Origin of the sequence: Streptomyces sp. NPDC006798, from assembly GCF_040635975.1 — a bacterium.
GTDB lineage: Bacteria > Actinomycetota > Actinomycetes > Streptomycetales > Streptomycetaceae > Streptomyces.
In genome coordinates this window covers 178,143-195,555 of record NZ_JBEYIS010000005.1, presented here as the reverse complement: position 1 = coordinate 195,555, position 17,413 = coordinate 178,143, and the positions used below count along the sequence as shown (strand labels likewise).

The 17,413-nt window shown below is 73.8% G+C and carries 13 protein-coding genes; 6 read left to right on the top strand and 7 right to left on the bottom strand.

Annotation, left to right across the window (positions count from 1 at the left end):
• Nucleotides 1-346: 346 nt before the first annotated feature.
• From ABZ714_RS05255 to ABZ714_RS05245, 3 genes are all read right to left on the bottom strand, one after another.
• Nucleotides 347-955: a TetR/AcrR family transcriptional regulator gene (locus ABZ714_RS05255; RefSeq protein ID WP_358823786.1), complete on the bottom strand. Its 609-nt coding sequence runs from the start codon at nucleotides 953-955 to the stop codon at nucleotides 347-349.
• A gap of 181 nt (nucleotides 956-1,136) precedes the next feature.
• On the bottom strand, nucleotides 1,137-3,224 hold the full coding sequence (locus ABZ714_RS05250) for a YhgE/Pip domain-containing protein (protein ID WP_358823785.1): 2,088 nt from the start codon (nucleotides 3,222-3,224) through the stop codon (nucleotides 1,137-1,139).
• Entirely contained in the window at nucleotides 3,196-4,029 is an 834-nt protein-coding gene (locus tag ABZ714_RS05245; protein ID WP_358823784.1) for an ATP-binding cassette domain-containing protein, read from the bottom strand. The genes ABZ714_RS05250 and ABZ714_RS05245 overlap by 29 nt, the downstream gene beginning before the upstream one ends.
• Nucleotides 4,030-4,216: 187 nt before the next feature.
• On the opposite strand from ABZ714_RS05245, the gene ABZ714_RS05240 reads away from it, so the two are divergent.
• From ABZ714_RS05240 to ABZ714_RS05230, 3 genes are all read left to right on the top strand, one after another.
• The gene (locus ABZ714_RS05240; protein ID WP_358823783.1) at nucleotides 4,217-4,795 is read left to right on the top strand and encodes an SAV_6107 family HEPN domain-containing protein; all 579 of its coding nucleotides are present in this window, start codon (nucleotides 4,217-4,219) and stop codon (nucleotides 4,793-4,795) included.
• 668 nt (nucleotides 4,796-5,463) lie between these two features.
• Nucleotides 5,464-6,246, top strand: a complete 783-nt coding sequence (locus ABZ714_RS05235; RefSeq protein ID WP_358823782.1) for a methyltransferase — start codon at nucleotides 5,464-5,466, stop codon at nucleotides 6,244-6,246.
• A gap of 256 nt (nucleotides 6,247-6,502) precedes the next feature.
• Nucleotides 6,503-6,919 carry a DUF3040 domain-containing protein gene (locus tag ABZ714_RS05230; RefSeq protein ID WP_358823781.1) on the top strand — a complete coding sequence of 139 codons (417 nt, stop codon included), beginning with the start codon at nucleotides 6,503-6,505 and terminating at the stop codon, nucleotides 6,917-6,919.
• 272 nt (nucleotides 6,920-7,191) lie between these two features.
• Here the strand turns inward: ABZ714_RS05230 and ABZ714_RS05225 are convergent, their stop codons facing one another.
• The 4 genes from ABZ714_RS05225 to ABZ714_RS05210 form a co-directional block, all read right to left on the bottom strand.
• Entirely contained in the window at nucleotides 7,192-9,612 is a 2,421-nt protein-coding gene (locus ABZ714_RS05225; protein ID WP_358823780.1) for a DUF3488 and transglutaminase-like domain-containing protein, read from the bottom strand.
• Nucleotides 9,609-11,045, bottom strand: a complete 1,437-nt coding sequence (locus ABZ714_RS05220) for a DUF58 domain-containing protein (RefSeq protein WP_358823779.1) — start codon at nucleotides 11,043-11,045, stop codon at nucleotides 9,609-9,611. Before ABZ714_RS05220 ends, ABZ714_RS05225 begins: the two co-directional genes overlap by 4 nt.
• Nucleotides 11,045-12,088: a MoxR family ATPase gene (locus tag ABZ714_RS05215; RefSeq protein WP_358823778.1), complete on the bottom strand. Its 1,044-nt coding sequence runs from the start codon at nucleotides 12,086-12,088 to the stop codon at nucleotides 11,045-11,047. Before ABZ714_RS05215 ends, ABZ714_RS05220 begins: the two co-directional genes overlap by 1 nt.
• Before the next feature lie 337 nt (nucleotides 12,089-12,425).
• A complete protein-coding gene (locus ABZ714_RS05210; RefSeq protein WP_358823777.1) occupies nucleotides 12,426-12,968 on the bottom strand; it encodes a carbonic anhydrase in 543 nt (180 codons plus the stop codon).
• 403 nt (nucleotides 12,969-13,371) lie between these two features.
• Between ABZ714_RS05210 and rsmH the strand changes: the two genes are divergently transcribed.
• The 3 genes from rsmH (at nucleotide 13,372) to ABZ714_RS05195 (ending at nucleotide 17,411) form a co-directional block, all read left to right on the top strand.
• Nucleotides 13,372-14,337, top strand: coding sequence for a 16S rRNA (cytosine(1402)-N(4))-methyltransferase RsmH (rsmH, locus tag ABZ714_RS05205; RefSeq protein WP_358823776.1), 966 nt, complete (start codon nucleotides 13,372-13,374; stop codon nucleotides 14,335-14,337).
• Nucleotides 14,338-14,878: 541 nt separating this feature from the next.
• On the top strand, nucleotides 14,879-15,403 hold the full coding sequence (locus ABZ714_RS05200) for a septum formation initiator family protein (protein WP_358823823.1): 525 nt from the start codon (nucleotides 14,879-14,881) through the stop codon (nucleotides 15,401-15,403).
• 4 nt (nucleotides 15,404-15,407) lie between these two features.
• Nucleotides 15,408-17,411, top strand: coding sequence for a penicillin-binding protein 2 (locus tag ABZ714_RS05195; RefSeq protein WP_358823775.1), 2,004 nt, complete (start codon nucleotides 15,408-15,410; stop codon nucleotides 17,409-17,411).
• The last annotated feature ends 2 nt before the right edge of the window (nucleotides 17,412-17,413 follow it).

Sequence of the window (17,413 nt, the reverse complement as noted above, 5' to 3'; positions counted from 1 at the left end):
GTGCGATTCCCGGAGGTAACGGGGTGCAGTACGGAGAACCTCCTCGGAGGTTCTCCGAGACCGCGGGGGAACAGCGGTCACGGGGGGCCGGGAGTCCACGGGGATCCGGAAGGAAGGGCGCCCGGCGCAGTAAGAAGAGGGGGAACGGCCGTGTGCCGGTCCACCCGGGCACGGACGGCGAGCCCGGGCGGACCGGCACCGTCGCCCGTGCGGCCACCGGAAACCGGCCGCACGGGCTTCCGGCCGTCCACCGCCCGCCCCTTCCCGGGGTGTTCTGGCACTCCCGGCCGGCACGCGCGACGGGGGCGTACCGCCGCTTGCCGCGGCACCGCCCGTACCGCCGCCGTCAGCGACCGCCGGCCCGCCCGTGCAGCAGCCGTGACAGCGCCGCGTGCACCTCGTCCAGGGACCGCTCGGGCTGGAAGGACTGCCAGTCGAGCGCCGCCACCAGGACCATGCCGACCAGGGCCGCCGCGGTGAGCGAGACATCGATCTCGGCGCTCAGCTCATCGCCTTCGACGGCCTCCGAGAGCACCGTCTCCACCACCGCCACCGCCTGCTGGCGTACCACCAGCAGCGTGTCCTGCCAGGCCCGGTTGGTGCGCCACAGTTCGGCGACGTAGAGCTGGGTGAAGGCGGGGTAGCGGTCGATGAAGACCAGTCCGGCCCGGATCATCGCGTCCAGCGCCTCGACCTTGGAGCCGCCGCGGGCCGCGGTCTCGTCGGCGGCGCTCTGCAGGGACGCCGTCAGCAGGCCCACGCCGTACCGCAGCAACTCCTCGAACAGCTCGGTCTTGCTCTTGAAGTTGTAGTAGACCGTGCCCTTGGCGACTCCGGCGCGTTCGGCGATCTCGTCCACGGTGGTGGCGGAGAACCCCTGCTCGGCGATGAGGGTCACCGCGGCTTCGTAGAGCTTGGCCCGGGTCGCCCGGCGGCGGGTACTGGTGCTGTCCATGGCGTCCATGGTGCCGATTCTCACAGGTCCTCCAGGTCCGGTAGGACGCCTTCCGCTACCGGTCTCATCTGGTGATACCGGGGTCGCCGACCGGCCGGGTCCGGCACCGGGGCGAGCCTGTGACCAGCCCGGTCCGGCACCGAGACGGGTGCGGGACCGGGCCGTACGGCCGGGCGCGGGGTCACAGACTCAGCTCGGGATGGAGCCGGTCCAGCGTCCACACCTGCTTGCGGCGCGCGGTGAGCGCGGTCAGCGCCAGGGCCCCGGCGGTGAAGGCGAGCAGGACCGCCGTCGCCTGCCACACCGGCTGGAGATCACCGCCGGTGATCAGCCGCCGCAGGGCCTCGACCACATGACTCATCGGCAGGAAGGGGTGGATCGCGTTGAAGAACCCGGGGCTGGTCTCCACGGGATACGTACCGCCCGCCGAGGTCAGCTGGAGCATCAGCACGGCGAGGACGAGGATCCGGCCCGCCGCGCCGAACCGGGCGTTGAGCCACTGCACGATCGCCGCGAAGCAGCCCACGACCAGGGCGAGGAAGGCGATGGTGGCGAGGCCCCGGACGGGTTCGAGCCCCGGGCCGAAGCGGAGGACCGCCATCAGCGCGGCCAGCTGGGCGACACCGATGCCCAGTACGGGCAGCCAGCCCGCGAAGGCGATCCGCCACGGGGAGGCCCCGGCGGCCAGGGCGCGCCGGTTCATCGGCTGGATGATCATGTACGCGACCATGGCGCCGACCCAGAGGGCGAGCGGGATGAAGTACGGCGCGAAGCCGGTGCCGTAGTTGGGCGCCGCGTGCAGGGAGCTGTTGGCCAGCTTGACCGGGTCGGCCATCACCTCGGTACGGCGGTCGCGGTCGTCCTTGCCGTGGTCGGGGATCTTCCCCACGCCCTCGTTGAGCCCTCCGGCCAGCTCCGACGAACCGTCGACCAGCTTGAACAGACCGCCGTCGAGATCTCCGGCGCCTTTCTTGAGCCTGCCTACGCCGCTGTTCAGCTCGGCGGAGCCCGACGCGGCGTTCGTCAGCCCGCCGTGCAGGCTCTTGGCGCCTCCGGCGACCTTCTTCGCGCCGGTGTCCAGGGCGGCGACCCGGGAGACGGCGGCGGCGAGGTCCTCGTCCAGCCGGGGCGCCGACGCGGCGAATCCGGCCGCCTTCTTCTGGAGGCCGGCCAGTTCGCCGTCGAGCTTGGTGAGACCCGCCTTGTTCCCGGTGACGACCGACTCGACGTCGGCGGCGACACCGGAGACGGCGACCGCCGCGTCCCGGGCCCGCCGGAGCGTGTCGCACAGGGCGGGGTCGGGCGCCTCGGCCCGCTCGCAGCGGGCGGTGTGCGCGGCGGTGAGGTCGGCGGCCGAGGTACGGGCCCCGGCCGCGGCCGTCGGCGCGTTCCCCGCCAGCTCGTCCAGCCGGGTACGCAGGGTGCCCGCGGTCTCGTCGACCAGCCGGGCCGCGGTGCCGATCGCCGCGCCGTCGTCCTTCAGATAGGGGCGGACCCCGGCGGCCAGCCCGTTCACCTTGTCGGCCAGTGCCCGGGTGCCCTCGGCGAGCTTTCGGCTGCCGGACTCCACGTCCCGGGCGCCGTCGGCGAGCCGGGTCAGCCCGCCGGACAGCTTTCCGGCGCTGTTCTCGGCGCTCCTGAGACCGTCGGCGAGATCGGCCGAACCCTTCTTGGCCGCCCCGATGCCGCCCTTGAGGTCGTCCGCGCCCTTGGCGGCCTTCTCGGTCCGGTCGTGGATGTCCGAGAAGGAGATGAAGATCCGGTCGAGGAAGGAGCGGGACGCCTCGGTGGACGCGGCCGTACGGACCTCGGAGAAGACGGTCCGCGAGATCTGGCCGACGAGGTAGTTGTTGGCGTCGTTCGTGCGTACCTCCAGGGCGCCGGTCTCGGGCGCGTCCCCGGCACCGGAGACGACCCGGCGGCTGAAGTCCTCGGGGACGGTCAGCGACAGGTAGTACGTCCCGTTCTCCACGCCCTCGCGGGCCTGTTCCGCCCCGACCTCGTGCCAGCTGAAGACATCGCTGTCGCGGAGCCGCCCGGCGATCTCGTCGCCCGCCGCCACCCGCTCACCGTCGCTGGTGGTCCCGGTGTCGGCGTTGACCAGGGCGACCGGGACGCGGTCGAGCCTGCCGTACGGATCCCAGAAGGACCACAAGTACAGCGCGCCGTAGAGCAGCGGCAGCAGCACGATCGACACGATCGCGGCCCGGGGGAGCCCGCCCCGCCCGAACCGCTTCAGCTCAAGCGCGGCCAGCCTCGGCGTGCGCATCGGGCGTCCCCTCCCCGTGGTCTCCGCCGGACCCGGTGTCCTCTGTTGTGTCGGTGTCGGTGTCGGTGTCGGTGTCGCCCGGCCGGGTCGGCGCGTCGTGCGCGGGAACGCCGGTACGGACGACCGTGGAGCATTCGGCGGCCCCGGCCTGGCTGCACACCGCGAGGACGGTGGTCCCCGCGTCGGCCACGGACCGCAGCAGGGCCCACGCGGCCGCCCGGTCGGCGGCCGGGAGCTTCAGATCCGTGTCGTCGACGGCCAGCAGCCGGGGGCGGCCCATCAGCGCCAGGGCGATCGACAGCCGGAGCGCGTCCAGCCGGGCCAGATCCCGTACGGGGGTACGCCCCGCCGCCGGCAGCGCTGCCGGGTCGAGACCGGCCGCCTCCAGGGCCGCCCCGATCCGGGCCCGCGCGGCGGCGGCGCGCCCGGCGCGGGGGCGGAGCAGGGACCGGAGCGAGTCGTCGAAGCGCCGCTGGAGCAGGGCGCGCTCCCGCAGGTGCTCGTCGACCGTGAGCGCCGGATCCAGCTCGCTCACACCGGGGACGGGGCCGAGGGCGCTGCTCTGCCGGACGGCGGCCATCTTCCGGGGCAGCGGCAGCCCGCCGATCTCGGCCCGGCCCTCGGTGGCCCGCATCCGGCCGGTGAGCGCCAGCAGCAGACAGCTGCGGCCCGAGCCGGACGGACCCTCGACGGCGATCAGGGAACCGGGCGGGGCGTCGATGCCGACCGAGCGGAAGGCCCAGCCGCGCGGACCCCTCACTCCGAAGTCCTCGGCGACGACGGCCGCCCCTCCGGGGCCGGTCATGGGCTCTCCCCCTCCTGGAAACAGTCGGCGAAACAGTCGGCCAGCTTTTGAACTGACCAGTCAGTGCAAAAACTATCGCGAACCATGATCCGGACCAAAAGCGCAGGTCAGGCCGGATTGTCAGTGGCGGCATCCACCATGGACACCAACGGCCACCAAGCCGTCACACGACGACAGGAGGTTCGTCATGGCCAGTCACCACGCGGCAGCCGCGCACCGGCGCCGTGCCACCGGCCCTGTCCCCTCGCCGACCGGACCCGCGAGCGATGTGCACCCCGTGCTCCGTCGTTCGTCGGCCCCGCCCGCCGCCCTCGATCTGCTCGCCCAGGCCCGGGCCGGACTGGCGGAGGCCGAGGGCCTCCCGACTCCGAACGAGCGGTACGCCACCGCGCACCTCGCCGCCCTGCGTACCGCCGCCGCGGTGCTCGCCGCCCGTGGATATCCCGACAATCCGCCGCCCTCCCGGGGCACGGCGCCCCGCCGGGGCCGCCGGGCGGCGATCCGCAGCGCGTGGGAGCTGCTGCCGGAGATGGCCCCCGAGCTGTCCGAATGGAGCGCGCACTTCGCGGCGGGCGCCGGGCGCCGCGCCCGGGCCGAGGCGGGTATCCGGGGCGCGGTCGGCCCCGGGGACGCCGAGTCCCTGCTGCGGGACGCGGGCCTCTTCCTCCGGGTCGCCGAGCGGCTTCTGCTGCTGCGGCCCCCGCTGCCGCATCCGAGGGGGGACCTCTCACCGCCCGCCCGGGAACCGGACGCCCGCCCCGGCTGACCGGCCCGCGCGGAGCCCGTACGCCACCGCGTCGCGCGGTTCCGCCCCCGCTGTCCTCGGTGGTGGGGGGACCTCCAGCGCCCCTGAATGCTCTCCCCAGCACAGCCCCGAAAAGGGGCCCTGCCCCCGTAAACCAGGAGCACGCCTCTTTACGAGGGCGCTCAGAGGGGCAACCAGGGGCGCGGGGAACTGCGCGAACGGCCCACGACGGCCCGCGGGGGAAACACTTCCGGAGGAAGCGCCGTCCCCGCCCGGAGGGCGCCGCCCTTCCGAAGGCGGCACAGGGGGGAGACAGGGGCGCTGGGAGTCCCCCCACCGCCGAAGGCATAGGGGGCGGGACCGCGCGACAAGCCACCGACGGGCCGCAGACCGCGAACAAGCTCAGGCGGCCGGACGCAGCCCGGTGCGTGGGGCGCTGTGCCCGGGAGGGGCAAAGCAGAGCTGTGCGCAAGGCGCCCGCGGTCCGCAGGCCGCCGGCGAAGCCGCAGGGTGCGGGCCGCGGTGCCCGGGGGCACATCAAGGGCTCGGGCGGTCCGAGGCCATAGGGTGGGGTTCGTCGTCCGCCGGACGAACACCAGCGTGGCCGCCGCCAGCCGTCCGCGCGCCGTCCGCCGCCCGCCCGGCCGCACCCCGCGACCGGGCCGGAACCGCCCGAGGAGTCAACCGCCGTGCCCGACCAGGCCCTCCGTGGGGAGAACCCGTCGCGCCCGCCCCGCGCCTCCCTGCGCACCTCCGTCGTGTGGGAGGTGCTCAAGGACGCCATCGACCGCCGGGCCCAGGCCACCGGATCGTCCGTGCTCGATGTGCTCGACACCGGCGGCGGCAGTGGTGCCTTCGCCGTGCCCCTGGCCCAGCTGGGCCACCGGGTGACCGTCGTCGACCCCAGCCCGAACGCCCTGTTCGCCTTGGAGCGCCGGGCCGCCGAGGCCGGGGTCGCCGAGCGGGTCCGCGGTGTCCAGGGCGATGTCCACGGCCTCTTCGACGTCGTGGAGCGCGACGCCTACGACGTGGTGCTCTGCCACGGCGTCCTGGAGTACGTGGACGACCCGGCCGAGGGCGTACGGAACGCGGTCGACGCGCTGCGCCCCGGAGGCGAGCTCAGCCTGCTCGCCGCCGGACTGGGCGGCGCCGTGCTCGCCAGGGCGCTCGCCGGACACTTCACCGAGGCCCACCGGGCCCTCACCGACCCCGCGGGCCGCTGGGGCGAGGGCGACGCCGTGCCCCGCCGGTTCACGGCCGAACAGCTCACCGGACTCGCCGAGGGAGCCGGGACGGAGCCCGGTGCCGTCCACGGCGTACGGGTCTTCGCCGACCTCGTCCCGGGGGTCCTGGTGGACACCCAGCCGGGCGCGCTGGACGCCCTGCTCTCCCTCGAAGCCGCCGCGGCCGAGCTGCCCGCCTTCCACTCGGTCGCCACCCAGCTGCACGTTCTGGCCCGGAAGCCGGGCTGATCAGCGGCGCAACCGCAGACGGAGTACGCCTCGGACCCCCCGAACGAGTCGTTCGCACCGTATGATCGAGGGACACCATCCGGCATGACGGATCGGATGTCGGGGAATCAACGCCTCAGCAGCCGAGCCGCCGTGGCGGCCCGAACCAGCGATTCGACGTACTGACGTAGAGGGCGGGTTTCACGGGGGCGATTCCCTGCCTATCCTGAAAGGGCCGCATACGGTCGCCCCCGCGGCCGACGACTAGGAGGACTCCGTGCCGCTCTCGGAGCACGAGCAGCGAATGCTCGAGCAGATGGAGCGAGCGCTGTACGCCGAAGATCCCAAATTCGCGACAGCGCTTGAGGGAAGCGGGCTGCGTACGTACACCCGGCGACGGGTCTACCAGGCGATTGCCGGCTTCCTGGTGGGTATCGCGCTCCTCATGGCCGGAATGGTCGCACAGCAGATGATCTGGATCAGCGTGGTGGGCTTCCTCGTCATGCTGGGCTGTGCGGCTCTCGCGGTCACCGGCTGGCGCAAGGCGCCCAAGCCGGGCGAGAAGCCACCCCCGGGTAACGCGACGGGCGGCACCGACCCCCGTCGTCATCCCCGTCAGAGCCGTCAGCGCAAGTCGATGATGAACCGTATCGAGGAGCGGTGGCAGCGCCGCCGCGACGAGCAGGGCCACTGAGACGATCCGTTCCGCGTGAACGGTAGGCGCGGCCCGGTCCGCATCACCTCCGTGCGGTCGGCCGCGCCCTTGGTACCGGCCCGATCCGGAGTTCTTCCGAGACCCCGTCCCCTGAGGTGGCGGGGTCTTCTCCTGTCGTGCCCCGGCCCGGCCGCGCGACCCTCCGCACCTGTACGGCCTCGGCCGCCCGGCACCGTCGACCGCGCAGATCGTGAAGCTGTGGGAGGGCCGCCCCCGCAACCGCGGGCGCGGCCCTCCCCCAGCTCTATCCGTCAGCCGCGCTGGCCGGACGGCTTCCGCACCCGGGTGAACCGCCCCGACCAGGAGCGGAGCCGACCCGTCACCCGGTCGGCGAGCGCGTTCCAGCGGGCCGACAGCGCCCAGACCACCCGGACGGAGGAGCGGGGGAGCAGCCGGGCCCGGAACCGCGCCCCACGGCCCGCACCCGCCGCCAGCCCGGCCCGGATCCGGGCCGCCTCGTCCACCAGACCGGTCGTCGGACGCGGCGACGGAGCGTAGAGCACCTGTTCCACCGCGCCCGCGACCCGGTGTACGGCCTCGGCCGCCTCCCCTTCGAGCCGGCCCAGCAGCACGATCCGGACGGCCGCCCGGCGGGCCGTGAGGGAGTCGTCGGGCGCGATCCCGTGATCCCACGCCGTGTCGGTCACCTCCCGCCAGACGAGCAGCGTCCTGGCGGCCGTGTCCTCGTCCGTACGGCCCCGGGAGGAGAGCCGGCGGGCCCTCACCCGGTCCCGCCACACCATCGGCAGCAGCGGCAGCGCCGCCACCACCACGACCGCCGCGACCAGCGGTATCAGCCGCCAGGGCGGTCCGCCGGAACCGGTGGCGGCGACCGCCTCGGCCGGGGCGTCGCTCGCGCACTCGCCCCGCTGCCGCCGGTCGGCCGGGCAGGTGTCCTCGGCCGAGGCCGTCGGGGCGGGCGCCCGCGTCGCGGTCTCCCCGGGCTGCGCCGGGGCCGTCGAAGCGTCGTCGGTGGGCAGCTGGGACCGGGTGTACTCCGGGGCGCTGCCGATGCTGGGCGTCGGCTCGAACCGGGTCCAGCCCACCCCCTCGAAGTACAGCTCGGGCCAGGCGTGGGCATTGCGGTTGGTCACCGACATCACCCCGCCGCCACGCGGCGTACCCGGAGTGAAACCGACCGCGACCCGGGCCGGAATGCCCAGGGTGCGGGCCATGGCGGCCATCGAGGCGGCGAAGTGGACGCAGAAGCCTTCCTTGTCCTTCAGGAAACGGGCGATGGCGCCCGGACCGCTGCCGGAGTTCACCTCCGTGTCATAGGTGAAGCCGCCGGTGGTGGTGAACCAGTCCTGGATCCGGACCGCCGCCTCGTAGTCGTTCTCGGCGCCCGCGGTGATCTCTCGGGCCGTCTTCTCCACGACCCTCGGCAGCGACGCGGGCAGCCGGGTGTACTCCGAGACGATCGTGGAGGACGGACGCGGTGCCGACGCCAGCTGCTCCGCGGTGGGCCGGACCGCGAGACTCCGTACCGTGTAGTCGATGCCCCGGGTGGTCTGGTCGCCGTCACCGACCAGGGACCGGCCCTTCGGCTCGAACCGCCACCGCCCCTCGACCTCGATACCCGCCGCCGGATAGGGCATCGGCAGCCATTTGTCCTCGAAGGTCACCGCGGCGGTGATGTTGGTCTCGATCTTCTCGGCCCGGACCGATGAACTCAGCCCCTCCGGCCGGGGCAGCTCGTCGGGCAGGGACTCGACCTCGCGCTCCGACGTCAGCCACCGCGATCCGTCGAACCGGTCCAGGGCCAGCATCCGCAGATACAGCCCGCCGGTGTCCTCGGAGTTCGTCCGGTAGCGCAGCCACTCGCGCTCACCGGGCTGGTTCAGATTGTTCTGGAGGGACACCATCGGATTGACCGCGTTGATGGTGCCGCTGCCCGAACCGTCGGCGCCCCCGTTCCGGTCGCCGAGGAGTCCGCCGTCGAGCGCCGGGAGCACGGCGGGCACGACCAGGGCGACGCCCAGGGCCAGCGCCCCGATCCGGCGACCGGTCCGTACCCCGCCGCGCGGGGCACCACCCCGGTCGAAGGCGGCCGCCCCACGCGGCGGGGCCGACGGCGCCCCGGCGAAGACCCGGCCCCACCGGGAGACCCGGTCCCGGCCCTCCGCCAGCAGAAGCAGCAGATATCCGGCGGCGGCGAGCAGGAACCACAGCGCGCTCGCGGCGCCCCCGGCGAGCCCGGCCGCCACCGAGTAGAGGGCGAGCAGCGGCAGCCCGGCCGGGGCGGCGCTGCGGAACGTGACCGCGATGGTGTCCACCATCAGACCGATCACCAGCACCCCGCCGACGAGCATCAGCTGGATGCCGTCGGACGCGGGCGCCGGTATCGCGTACCGCTCGATGTCCTGGCCACCGGCGCCCAGCAGCTCACCGAACCGGCTCACCACATCGGGCCCCGGGAGCAGCCCCAGCAGGGCCTGCTCCCGGGCGAAGGCCAGGGTCAGCAGTACCGTCGCGGCCAGCGCCTGGACGCCGATGGTCAGCGCCGACGGCAGCGGAACCCGCCGTGCCAGCGCCCCCGCGCCGCTCTGGACCGCCAGCAGGAACGCCGCCTGCGCCAGCCAGCCCGGCGAGTCCAGCAGCGGCAGCATCGCGCTCGCCGCCATCAGCGTCGCGGCGTACGCGCAGAGCGTCAGCCGTCCCCGGCCACTCATCCCCGACCCCCAGGCGTCATGGCCGGTCCGGCCCCGAAGAGTCCCGGAGCGTCACCTGCCCCGGTCTGCTCCCGTCCCGCGTGCTGCCACAGCCCGGCCAGCGGAGCGCCCGGCGGAACCGCCAGCGCCGTCCAGCCCGCTTCCCGCAGCACCCTCAGCCGCTCCCGCGGCACCCCGCCGGTCCCCGTCAGCCAGGCGTCGCTGTCGAGGACGAAGACGACGGCGGTCGCGCTGCGCCGCCGCATCCGCGCCATCAGCGCCGCCTGCTCATGGTCGAGATCGCCGACGAAGGCGACCAGCAGCCCCTCCGGGGCGCCGCCGGTGGCCCCGGGCTCCCGCAGCGCCTCGTACGCCGCCTCGCAGCCGTCCCGCTCGGAGTGCTCCACGACCGCGAGCAGATCCATCATCATTCCCACGGAGTCGGCCGACTCCCCCGTCGCCGCCGAGAACCCGGCCGTGGCGGATTCGGCCGAGACCGCCCCGCCCTCGTCCGTGATCAGCCGGACCGCGAACCCCCGCGCCGACAGATGCGTCAGTACGGACGCCGCGCCGGAGACGGCCCACTCGAAGGCCGAGCCGGGGCCCGAGCCCTGGTAGGCGACGGCCCTGGTGTCGAGCAGGACCGTGCAGCGGGCCCGCCGGGGCTGCTCCTCACGGCGGACCATCAACTCGCCGAACCGCGCGGTGGAGCGCCAGTGGACCCGGCGCAGATCGTCCCCGTGCCGGTAGGGCCGGGGGATCAGGTCGTCGTCGCCGGCGAGCGCGAGGGAGCGCAGCCTGCCGTCCCCGTGGCCCGAGCCGTCGCCCGTCAGCCGGACCGGCGGCAGCTCCTCCGTCCGCGGGACGACCGTCAGCAGATCGAAGGCGCTGAAGGAGCGGGTCAGTTCGCAGAGCCCGAACGGGTCCGTCAGCCGGAGCTGGAGCGGGCCGAGCGGATACCGGCCGCGCAGATCGGAGCGGACCCGGTACGACACCTCGCGCCGCCCGCCCGCCTCCATCCGGTCCAGCACGAACCGGGGGCGGGGGCCCAGCACATAGGGCACATGGTCCTGGAGCATCAGCAGCCCGGTCGGCAGCCGCGACACGTTCTCCATCCGCAGCTGAACCCTGGCCTCCTCCCCGGCCACCACCCGGGACGGGGAGAGCCGCCGGCTGCCCGCGACCCGGTAGCGCGTGCGGTAGAGCACGGCCGCCGCGATCAGCGGCAGTACGGCGAGCAGCAGTCCGACCCGCAGCAGGTCCTCCTGCCCCAGGACGTAGGCGCAGACACCGGCCGCGAGACCGGCGGCGACGAAGGACCGGCCGCGGGTGGTGAGCCCGGACAGGGCGACCCGTACCGCCCCCTTGCCCTGGTCGGCCGGTGCCGGGCCGGGACCGCTGCCGTCGTCGCCCGGCCCCCGGCCGTCCCCCGCGACGGGGGCCCCGTCGGACATCACAGCCGCCGGTCGCCGGGCCGCTGGCCGTAGAGCGGCGCGGACCGGCCGGCCGAACCGTAGGCGGCCCGGGCGCCGTCGGCCGTCGGGACCGGGGTCCGCTGCAGGATCTCCAGCACCACCTGCTCGGCCGTGCGGCGGTTGAGCTGGGCCTGTGCCGTCGGCAGCAGCCGGTGCGCCAGCACCTGCACCACCAGCGCCTGGACGTCGTCCGGCAGGGCGTAGTCCCGGCCGTTGAGCGCGGCCTCCGCCTTGGCGGCCCGCAGCAGATGCAGGGTCGCCCGGGGGGACGCCCCCAGCCGCAGGTCGGGATGGCCGCGGGTGGCGGAGACCAGCTCCACCGCGTACCGCTGGACCGACTCGGCGACATGTACCTGGCGCACGGTCTCGATCAGCTTGATCACATCATGGGCGTGCGCCACCGGCTGGAGGTCGTCCAGCGGGGAGACCCCGCCGTGGACCCCCAGCATCCGCAGCTCGGCGTCCGCACTCGGATAGCCGATGGACACCCGGGCCATGAACCGGTCGCGCTGGGCCTCCGGCAGCGGGTACGTGCCCTCCATCTCCACCGGGTTCTGGGTGGCGACCACCATGAAGGGGGCGGGCAGTTCGTACGTCACCCCGTCGACCGTGACCTGGCGCTCCTCCATCGACTCCAGCAGCGCCGACTGGGTCTTCGGCGAGGCCCGGTTGATCTCGTCGCCGATCACGAACTGGGCGAAGATCGCGCCGGGCTTGAACTCGAAGTCGCGCTGCTGCTGGTCGAATATGGAGACGCCCGTGATGTCGGACGGCAGCAGATCCGGTGTGAACTGGATCCGCCGCACCGAGCAGTCGAGCGACCGCGCCAGCGCCTTCGAGAGCATCGTCTTGCCCACACCCGGCACGTCCTCGATGAGCAGATGCCCCTCGGCCAGCAAGACGGTGAGCGAGAGCCGCACCACCTCGGGCTTCCCCTCGATCACGCTCTCGACCGATCTGCGGACCCGGTCCACAGCGGTGGTCAGATCCGTGAGACCTGCTCGGTCGTCATAGGTCGTCACCCGGCCCTCCTCGGCCCGTTCATCGGACCGGGGACACAACGCCCGGCCCACCCCGAAACAGGCACCCGTCCCCGGCCCGTTCCCCCGGGGGGTGCCACAGCAGCATTCTTGTTGTCGTCGGCGCGTCGTGTCACTCGCCTGTGGACAACCGCATGGGTTTTGCCGGGTTGGCCGGGTTTTCCCGCGGCGTCCGACGGGACACGCGCACACCCCTCACACGTTCTCCACCGACGAAAGGTTCCGACACCCCTCATCACGGTGAGAAACCGGCCTCGGGGCCGGTAGGAGGGGTGTCGGCGAGGGGCGGGGTGGAGGGCGAAATCCCCTGCGGGCGCCTCTACAGAGGTGCCTCGATCTCCCGCAGCAGACCGCTCTTGACGTCGAAGACGAAGCCGCGCACATCGTCCTTGTGCAGCAGGAAGGGGGAGGTACGCACCCGGCGCATCGACTGCCGGACGTCCTGGTCGACATCGCGGAACGCCTCCACGGCCCACGACGGCCGCTGTCCGACCTCGTCCTCCAGCTCGTGCCGGAAGTCCTCGGTCAGCGACTCCAGACCGCAGCCGGTGTGGTGGATCAGGATGACGCTCCGGGTGCCCAGCGCCCGCTGGCTGATGGTGAGGGAGCGGATGACGTCCTCGGTGACGACCCCGCCGGCGTTGCGGATGGTGTGGCAGTCGCCCAGTTCGAGACCGAGCGCGGCATGCAGGTCGAGCCGGGCGTCCATGCAGGCGACGACCGCCACCCGCAGTACGGGACGGGCGTCCATCCCGGGGTCCTCGAAATCGGCGGCGTAGCGCTCGTTCGCCCGGACGAGCCGGTCGGTGACCTCGGTTCCGGTCTCCGACGGGCCGGGGGCGGGGTGCGCGGAAGTCGTCATGACGCCGACGGTAGCCGCAGGCCGGGCCCCGGGCGCGTCGTGGAAGGGACAAAGAACATCAACGGAGCTTGTTGTGAGGTAACCCACAGAGGGGACGTCCCGTCGCCCGGCCGGGTGAACCGGGAGCGCGCCCGGCGGCTCCGCGCACCCGGCGCCACGCCGTCCACCGGTTGATTGACCGCGATCGGCCGTGGACTAGAGTGACGCGCAGTCCACTGATCCGTCCCGCCGTACGCGCGCCCGGCGGATCGTGGACCGCCGGGGGACCGCGTCCCCGGGGCACGTACCCCTTCCCCATCCGTACCGTTTCCATTGTTTCCCCGCGTGTGCGGTCTGCGCACGGCTCGGCCTTCCTTACCGCTCGCCGGTCGCACCAGCCCCGCGCCGGACCTGAGAGGGCCCCTTGAGCCAGACCCGACACGTCCCGGTGATGCTCCAGCGGTGCCTGGACCTGTTGGCCCCCGCCCTCGAAGCACCGGACGGCGCCACGACCCATGTCGTGGACTGCACCCTCGGCCTCGGCGGACACAGCGAGGCGCTGCTGGCCAGGTTTCCGGGCGTACGGCTGATCGCCCTGGACCGCGACCCGGAGGCGCTGCGGCTCTCGGCGGAACGGCTCGCCCCGTTCGGCGACCGCGCGACCCTGGTCCACGCCGTCTACGACGAACTGCCGGAGGTCCTCGACCGGCTCGGCGTCCCCCGGGTCCAGGGCGTCCTGTTCGATCTGGGTGTGTCGTCGATGCAGCTCGACGAGGCCGACCGGGGATTCGCCTACGCCCAGGACGCCCCGCTCGACATGCGGATGGACCAGACGACCGGGATCTCCGCCGCCGAGGTGCTCAATACCTATCCGCCGGGCGAGCTGGTCCGGATCCTGCGGACGTACGGCGAGGAGAAGCAGGCCAAGCGGATCGTCTCCGCGGTCGTCCGGGAGCGGGAGCGGGAACCCTTCACCACCAGCGCCCGGCTGGTCCAGCTGATCCGCGACGCGCTGCCCCAGGCCGCCAAGCGCACCGGCGGGAATCCGGCCAAGCGGACCTTCCAGGCGCTGCGGATCGAGGTCAACGGCGAGCTGAGCGTGCTGGAGCGGGCGATCCCGGCCGCGGTGGCGGCGCTCGCGGTCGGCGGCCGGATCGCGGTGCTCTCGTATCAGTCCCTGGAGGACCGGCTGGTCAAGCAGGTCCTGGCGGCGGGCGCCGCCACGACGGCCCCGCCCGGTCTGCCCCTGGTACCCGAGGAGTACCAGCCGCGGCTGCGGCTGCTGACCCGGGGCGCCGAACTGCCGACCGAGGACGAGGTGGCCGAGAACCGCCGGGCGGCGCCCGCGCGTCTGAGGGGAGCGGAACGCATCCGTGAGGACGCGCGGTGAGCCGTATCCGGTACGGGCCCGGACCGGGCGGCCGACGCCCCGGCCCGGGTGAAGTCCGGTTCCGGGGGTCCCCTAGGGCGTGTCTGGCAAAGAGCGCCGTCCGCCCGGAGGGCGGGGCCCGCGGCGTCCGGTGCGTGCGAATTCGCGACGGCGGCGGGGGTCCCCCCGGCGAAGCCGGGGGGCGGTTTCCCCCGTACGGGACGTACTCGGGAAATCCCGGCAGCGCCGGGGGCACCTCCCGTGCCCGAAGGGCTACGGGGGAGATTGTGCGTGCCGGGCGTCGCGGGCCAGGCGGGATTTGTCAGACACGCCCTAAGGGGACCGGGGTCCCGGGACCCGGCCCGCGGAAGCGGCCGGGCCCCGCGGGACCAGCGGGATCCACCGGATCCGCGGGTGTCCGGCCCGGCACCGGCGGCGGACCGGGGCGCCCCGCGGACGGCCGCCGGCCGTCCGCCGAGACACGGAGCACGGCAGGCGGGAGGACACGGTGAGCACAGCCGGCAAGCAGCTCAAGGGACGTGCGGCGAGACTCGCCCGGCTGATGCCCGCCGGTCCCAGCACCGCCGCCCGAACCCCCTTCGTCCTGCTCGTCGTGGTCCTCCTCGGCGGCGGGCTGATCACCCTGCTGCTGCTGAACTCGTCCCTCAACGAGGGCTCGTTCGAACTGAGCGAGCTGAAACGCGAGACCACCGAACTCACCGACGAGCAGCAGGCCCTGCAACGGGACGTGGACGCCCGCTCGGCCCCCGACGCCCTGGAACGGCGGGCCCGGGAGCTCGGTATGGTCCCCGGCGGCGGCCCCGCCTTCATCGACCCCGACGGCACGGTCAAGGGCGTCCCCGAGCGGGCCTCCGCCCCGCCGCCCGACCCGGAGCCCTCGAACACCGCCGGCGGCCCCTCGCCCGCGGGCTCCGCCGGTCCGCCCGCGACGCTCTCCGGCCCCGCCGCCCCGTCCGCCGGACCCGGCACCGCCCCGGACCGCACCCCCGCCGCCTCGCCCGGCACCCCCGTACCGCCGCCTCCGGGCACCCCCGTACAGCCGACCCCGACGCCCCCCGGCAGGTGACGCAGTGCCTTCCCACCAGGAACCACGCCCGCGCCGCGGCGGGCGCGACCGGGACGCCGCGCCCTCCCGCAACCGGGTCCCGGAACCGGCCCCCAGGTCCCCGCAGCCCCGGCCGTCCCGCCCCGCGCCCCGGCGCACCGGCGGCCCCCGGGGACCGCACGGCCCCCGCGCCCTGCGACTGGGCAGCCCCCGCCCCCGGCTCCGGCTCGTCGGCTTCGGACTGACCCTGGTCATGCTGGCCTTCGTGGTCCGCCTCCTCCAGGTCCAGGCCGTGGACGCCGAGGCGTACGCGGCCAAGGCCGAGAAGAGCCGCTACCTCAGCGTCGAGCTGGCCGCCGAGCGCGGCGAGATCACCGACCGGACCGGGATCGCCCTCGCCACCAGCGTCGACGCCTACGACATCACCGCCGACCCGAAGCTCTTCACCCGCGAGGAGAGCGAGATCGGCGACGCGCCCGAGCAGGCCGCCGCGCTGCTCGCCCCGATCCTCAAGGTCCCCGTACCGGACCTGGTGAAGAAGCTGCGGACCCCCAAGTCCCGCTATACGGTCCTGGCCCGCCGCCAGACCCCCCAGGTCTGGAACCAGATCAAGGACCTCAAGGGCGTCTTCGCCGAGAAGGCGCGCGAGGACAAGCGGAAGGGCGGGCCCGGCGTCAGCGTGCTGGCCGGGGTCTTCCAGGAGCGCAGCAGCCGACGCGTCTACCCGAACGGCGAACTCGCCGCCGGGATACTGGGCTATGTCAACGCCGAGGGCCGGGGCGGCGGCGGTATCGAGTCCATGCTCGACCGGCAGCTCGCCGGTGAGGACGGCGAGATCACCTACGCCCAGTCCGGCGGACGCCGGGTGCCCACCGCGGGCGGCACCCGGGAGACTCCGGCCGTCCCCGGCTCCGACATCGAGCTGACCATCGACCGGGACATCCAGTGGGCCGCCCAGAAGGCGATCGCCGACCAGGTCGAGAAGTCCAAGGCCGACCGGGGCTATGTGATCGTGCAGGACACCCGCACCGGCGAGATCCTGGCCATGGCCAACGCCCCCGGCTTCGACCCCAACGACATCGCCCGCGCCGACGCCGCCGGACTCGGCAACGCCGCCGTCCAGGACGCCTTCGAACCCGGCTCCACCGCCAAGGTGATCTCCATGGCCGCCGTCCTGGAGGAGGGCGCGGCCACCCCCGACACCCATGTGGTGGTGCCCAACCGGCTGCACCGGGGCGACCGCCTCTTCAAGGACGACATCGACCACCCCACCTGGTACCTGACGCTCAACGGCGTCCTCGCCAAGTCCAGCAACATCGGCACCATCCTGGCCACCGGACAGCTGGGGAAGACCCAGGCCGAGGCGAACCGGGTGCTCCACGGCTATCTGCGGAAGTTCGGCCTCGGACGGCCCACCGGCCTCGGCTATCCGGGCGAGACCCCGGGCATCCTCGCCGCGCCCGCCGACTGGTCGACCTCCCAGCAGTACACGATCCCCTTCGGCCAGGGGCTCTCCCTCAACGCCCTCCAGGCCGCCTCGGTCTACTCCACCGTCGCCAACGGCGGCGTACGGATCGAACCCACCCTCGTCCGGGGCGCCAAGGGCCCCGACGGACGCTTCACCGCCGCCCCCGCGCCGAAGAAGACCCGGGTCGTGAGCGAGCGGACGGCCACCACTCTGGCCCAGATGCTGGAATCCGTCGTCGGCAACGAGGAGGGCACCGGGACCAAGGCCCGGATCCCCGGCTACCGGGTCGCGGGCAAGACCGGCACCGCCAACCGGGTCGACCCGGAGCTGGGCCGCTACCGCGGCTACACCTCCTCCTTCGCCGGATTCGCCCCCTCCGACAAGCCCCGCGTCACCGTCTACTGCGCCATCCAGAACCCCACCAGGGGCAGCTACTTCGGCGGCCAGATCTGCGGCCCCGTCTACCAGAAGGTCATGACCTTCGCCCTGAAGACCCTCCAGGTCCCGCCGACCGGTGACGAGCCCGCCGGGCTGCCCGTCACTTTCCGGCCGGGCGACTGACC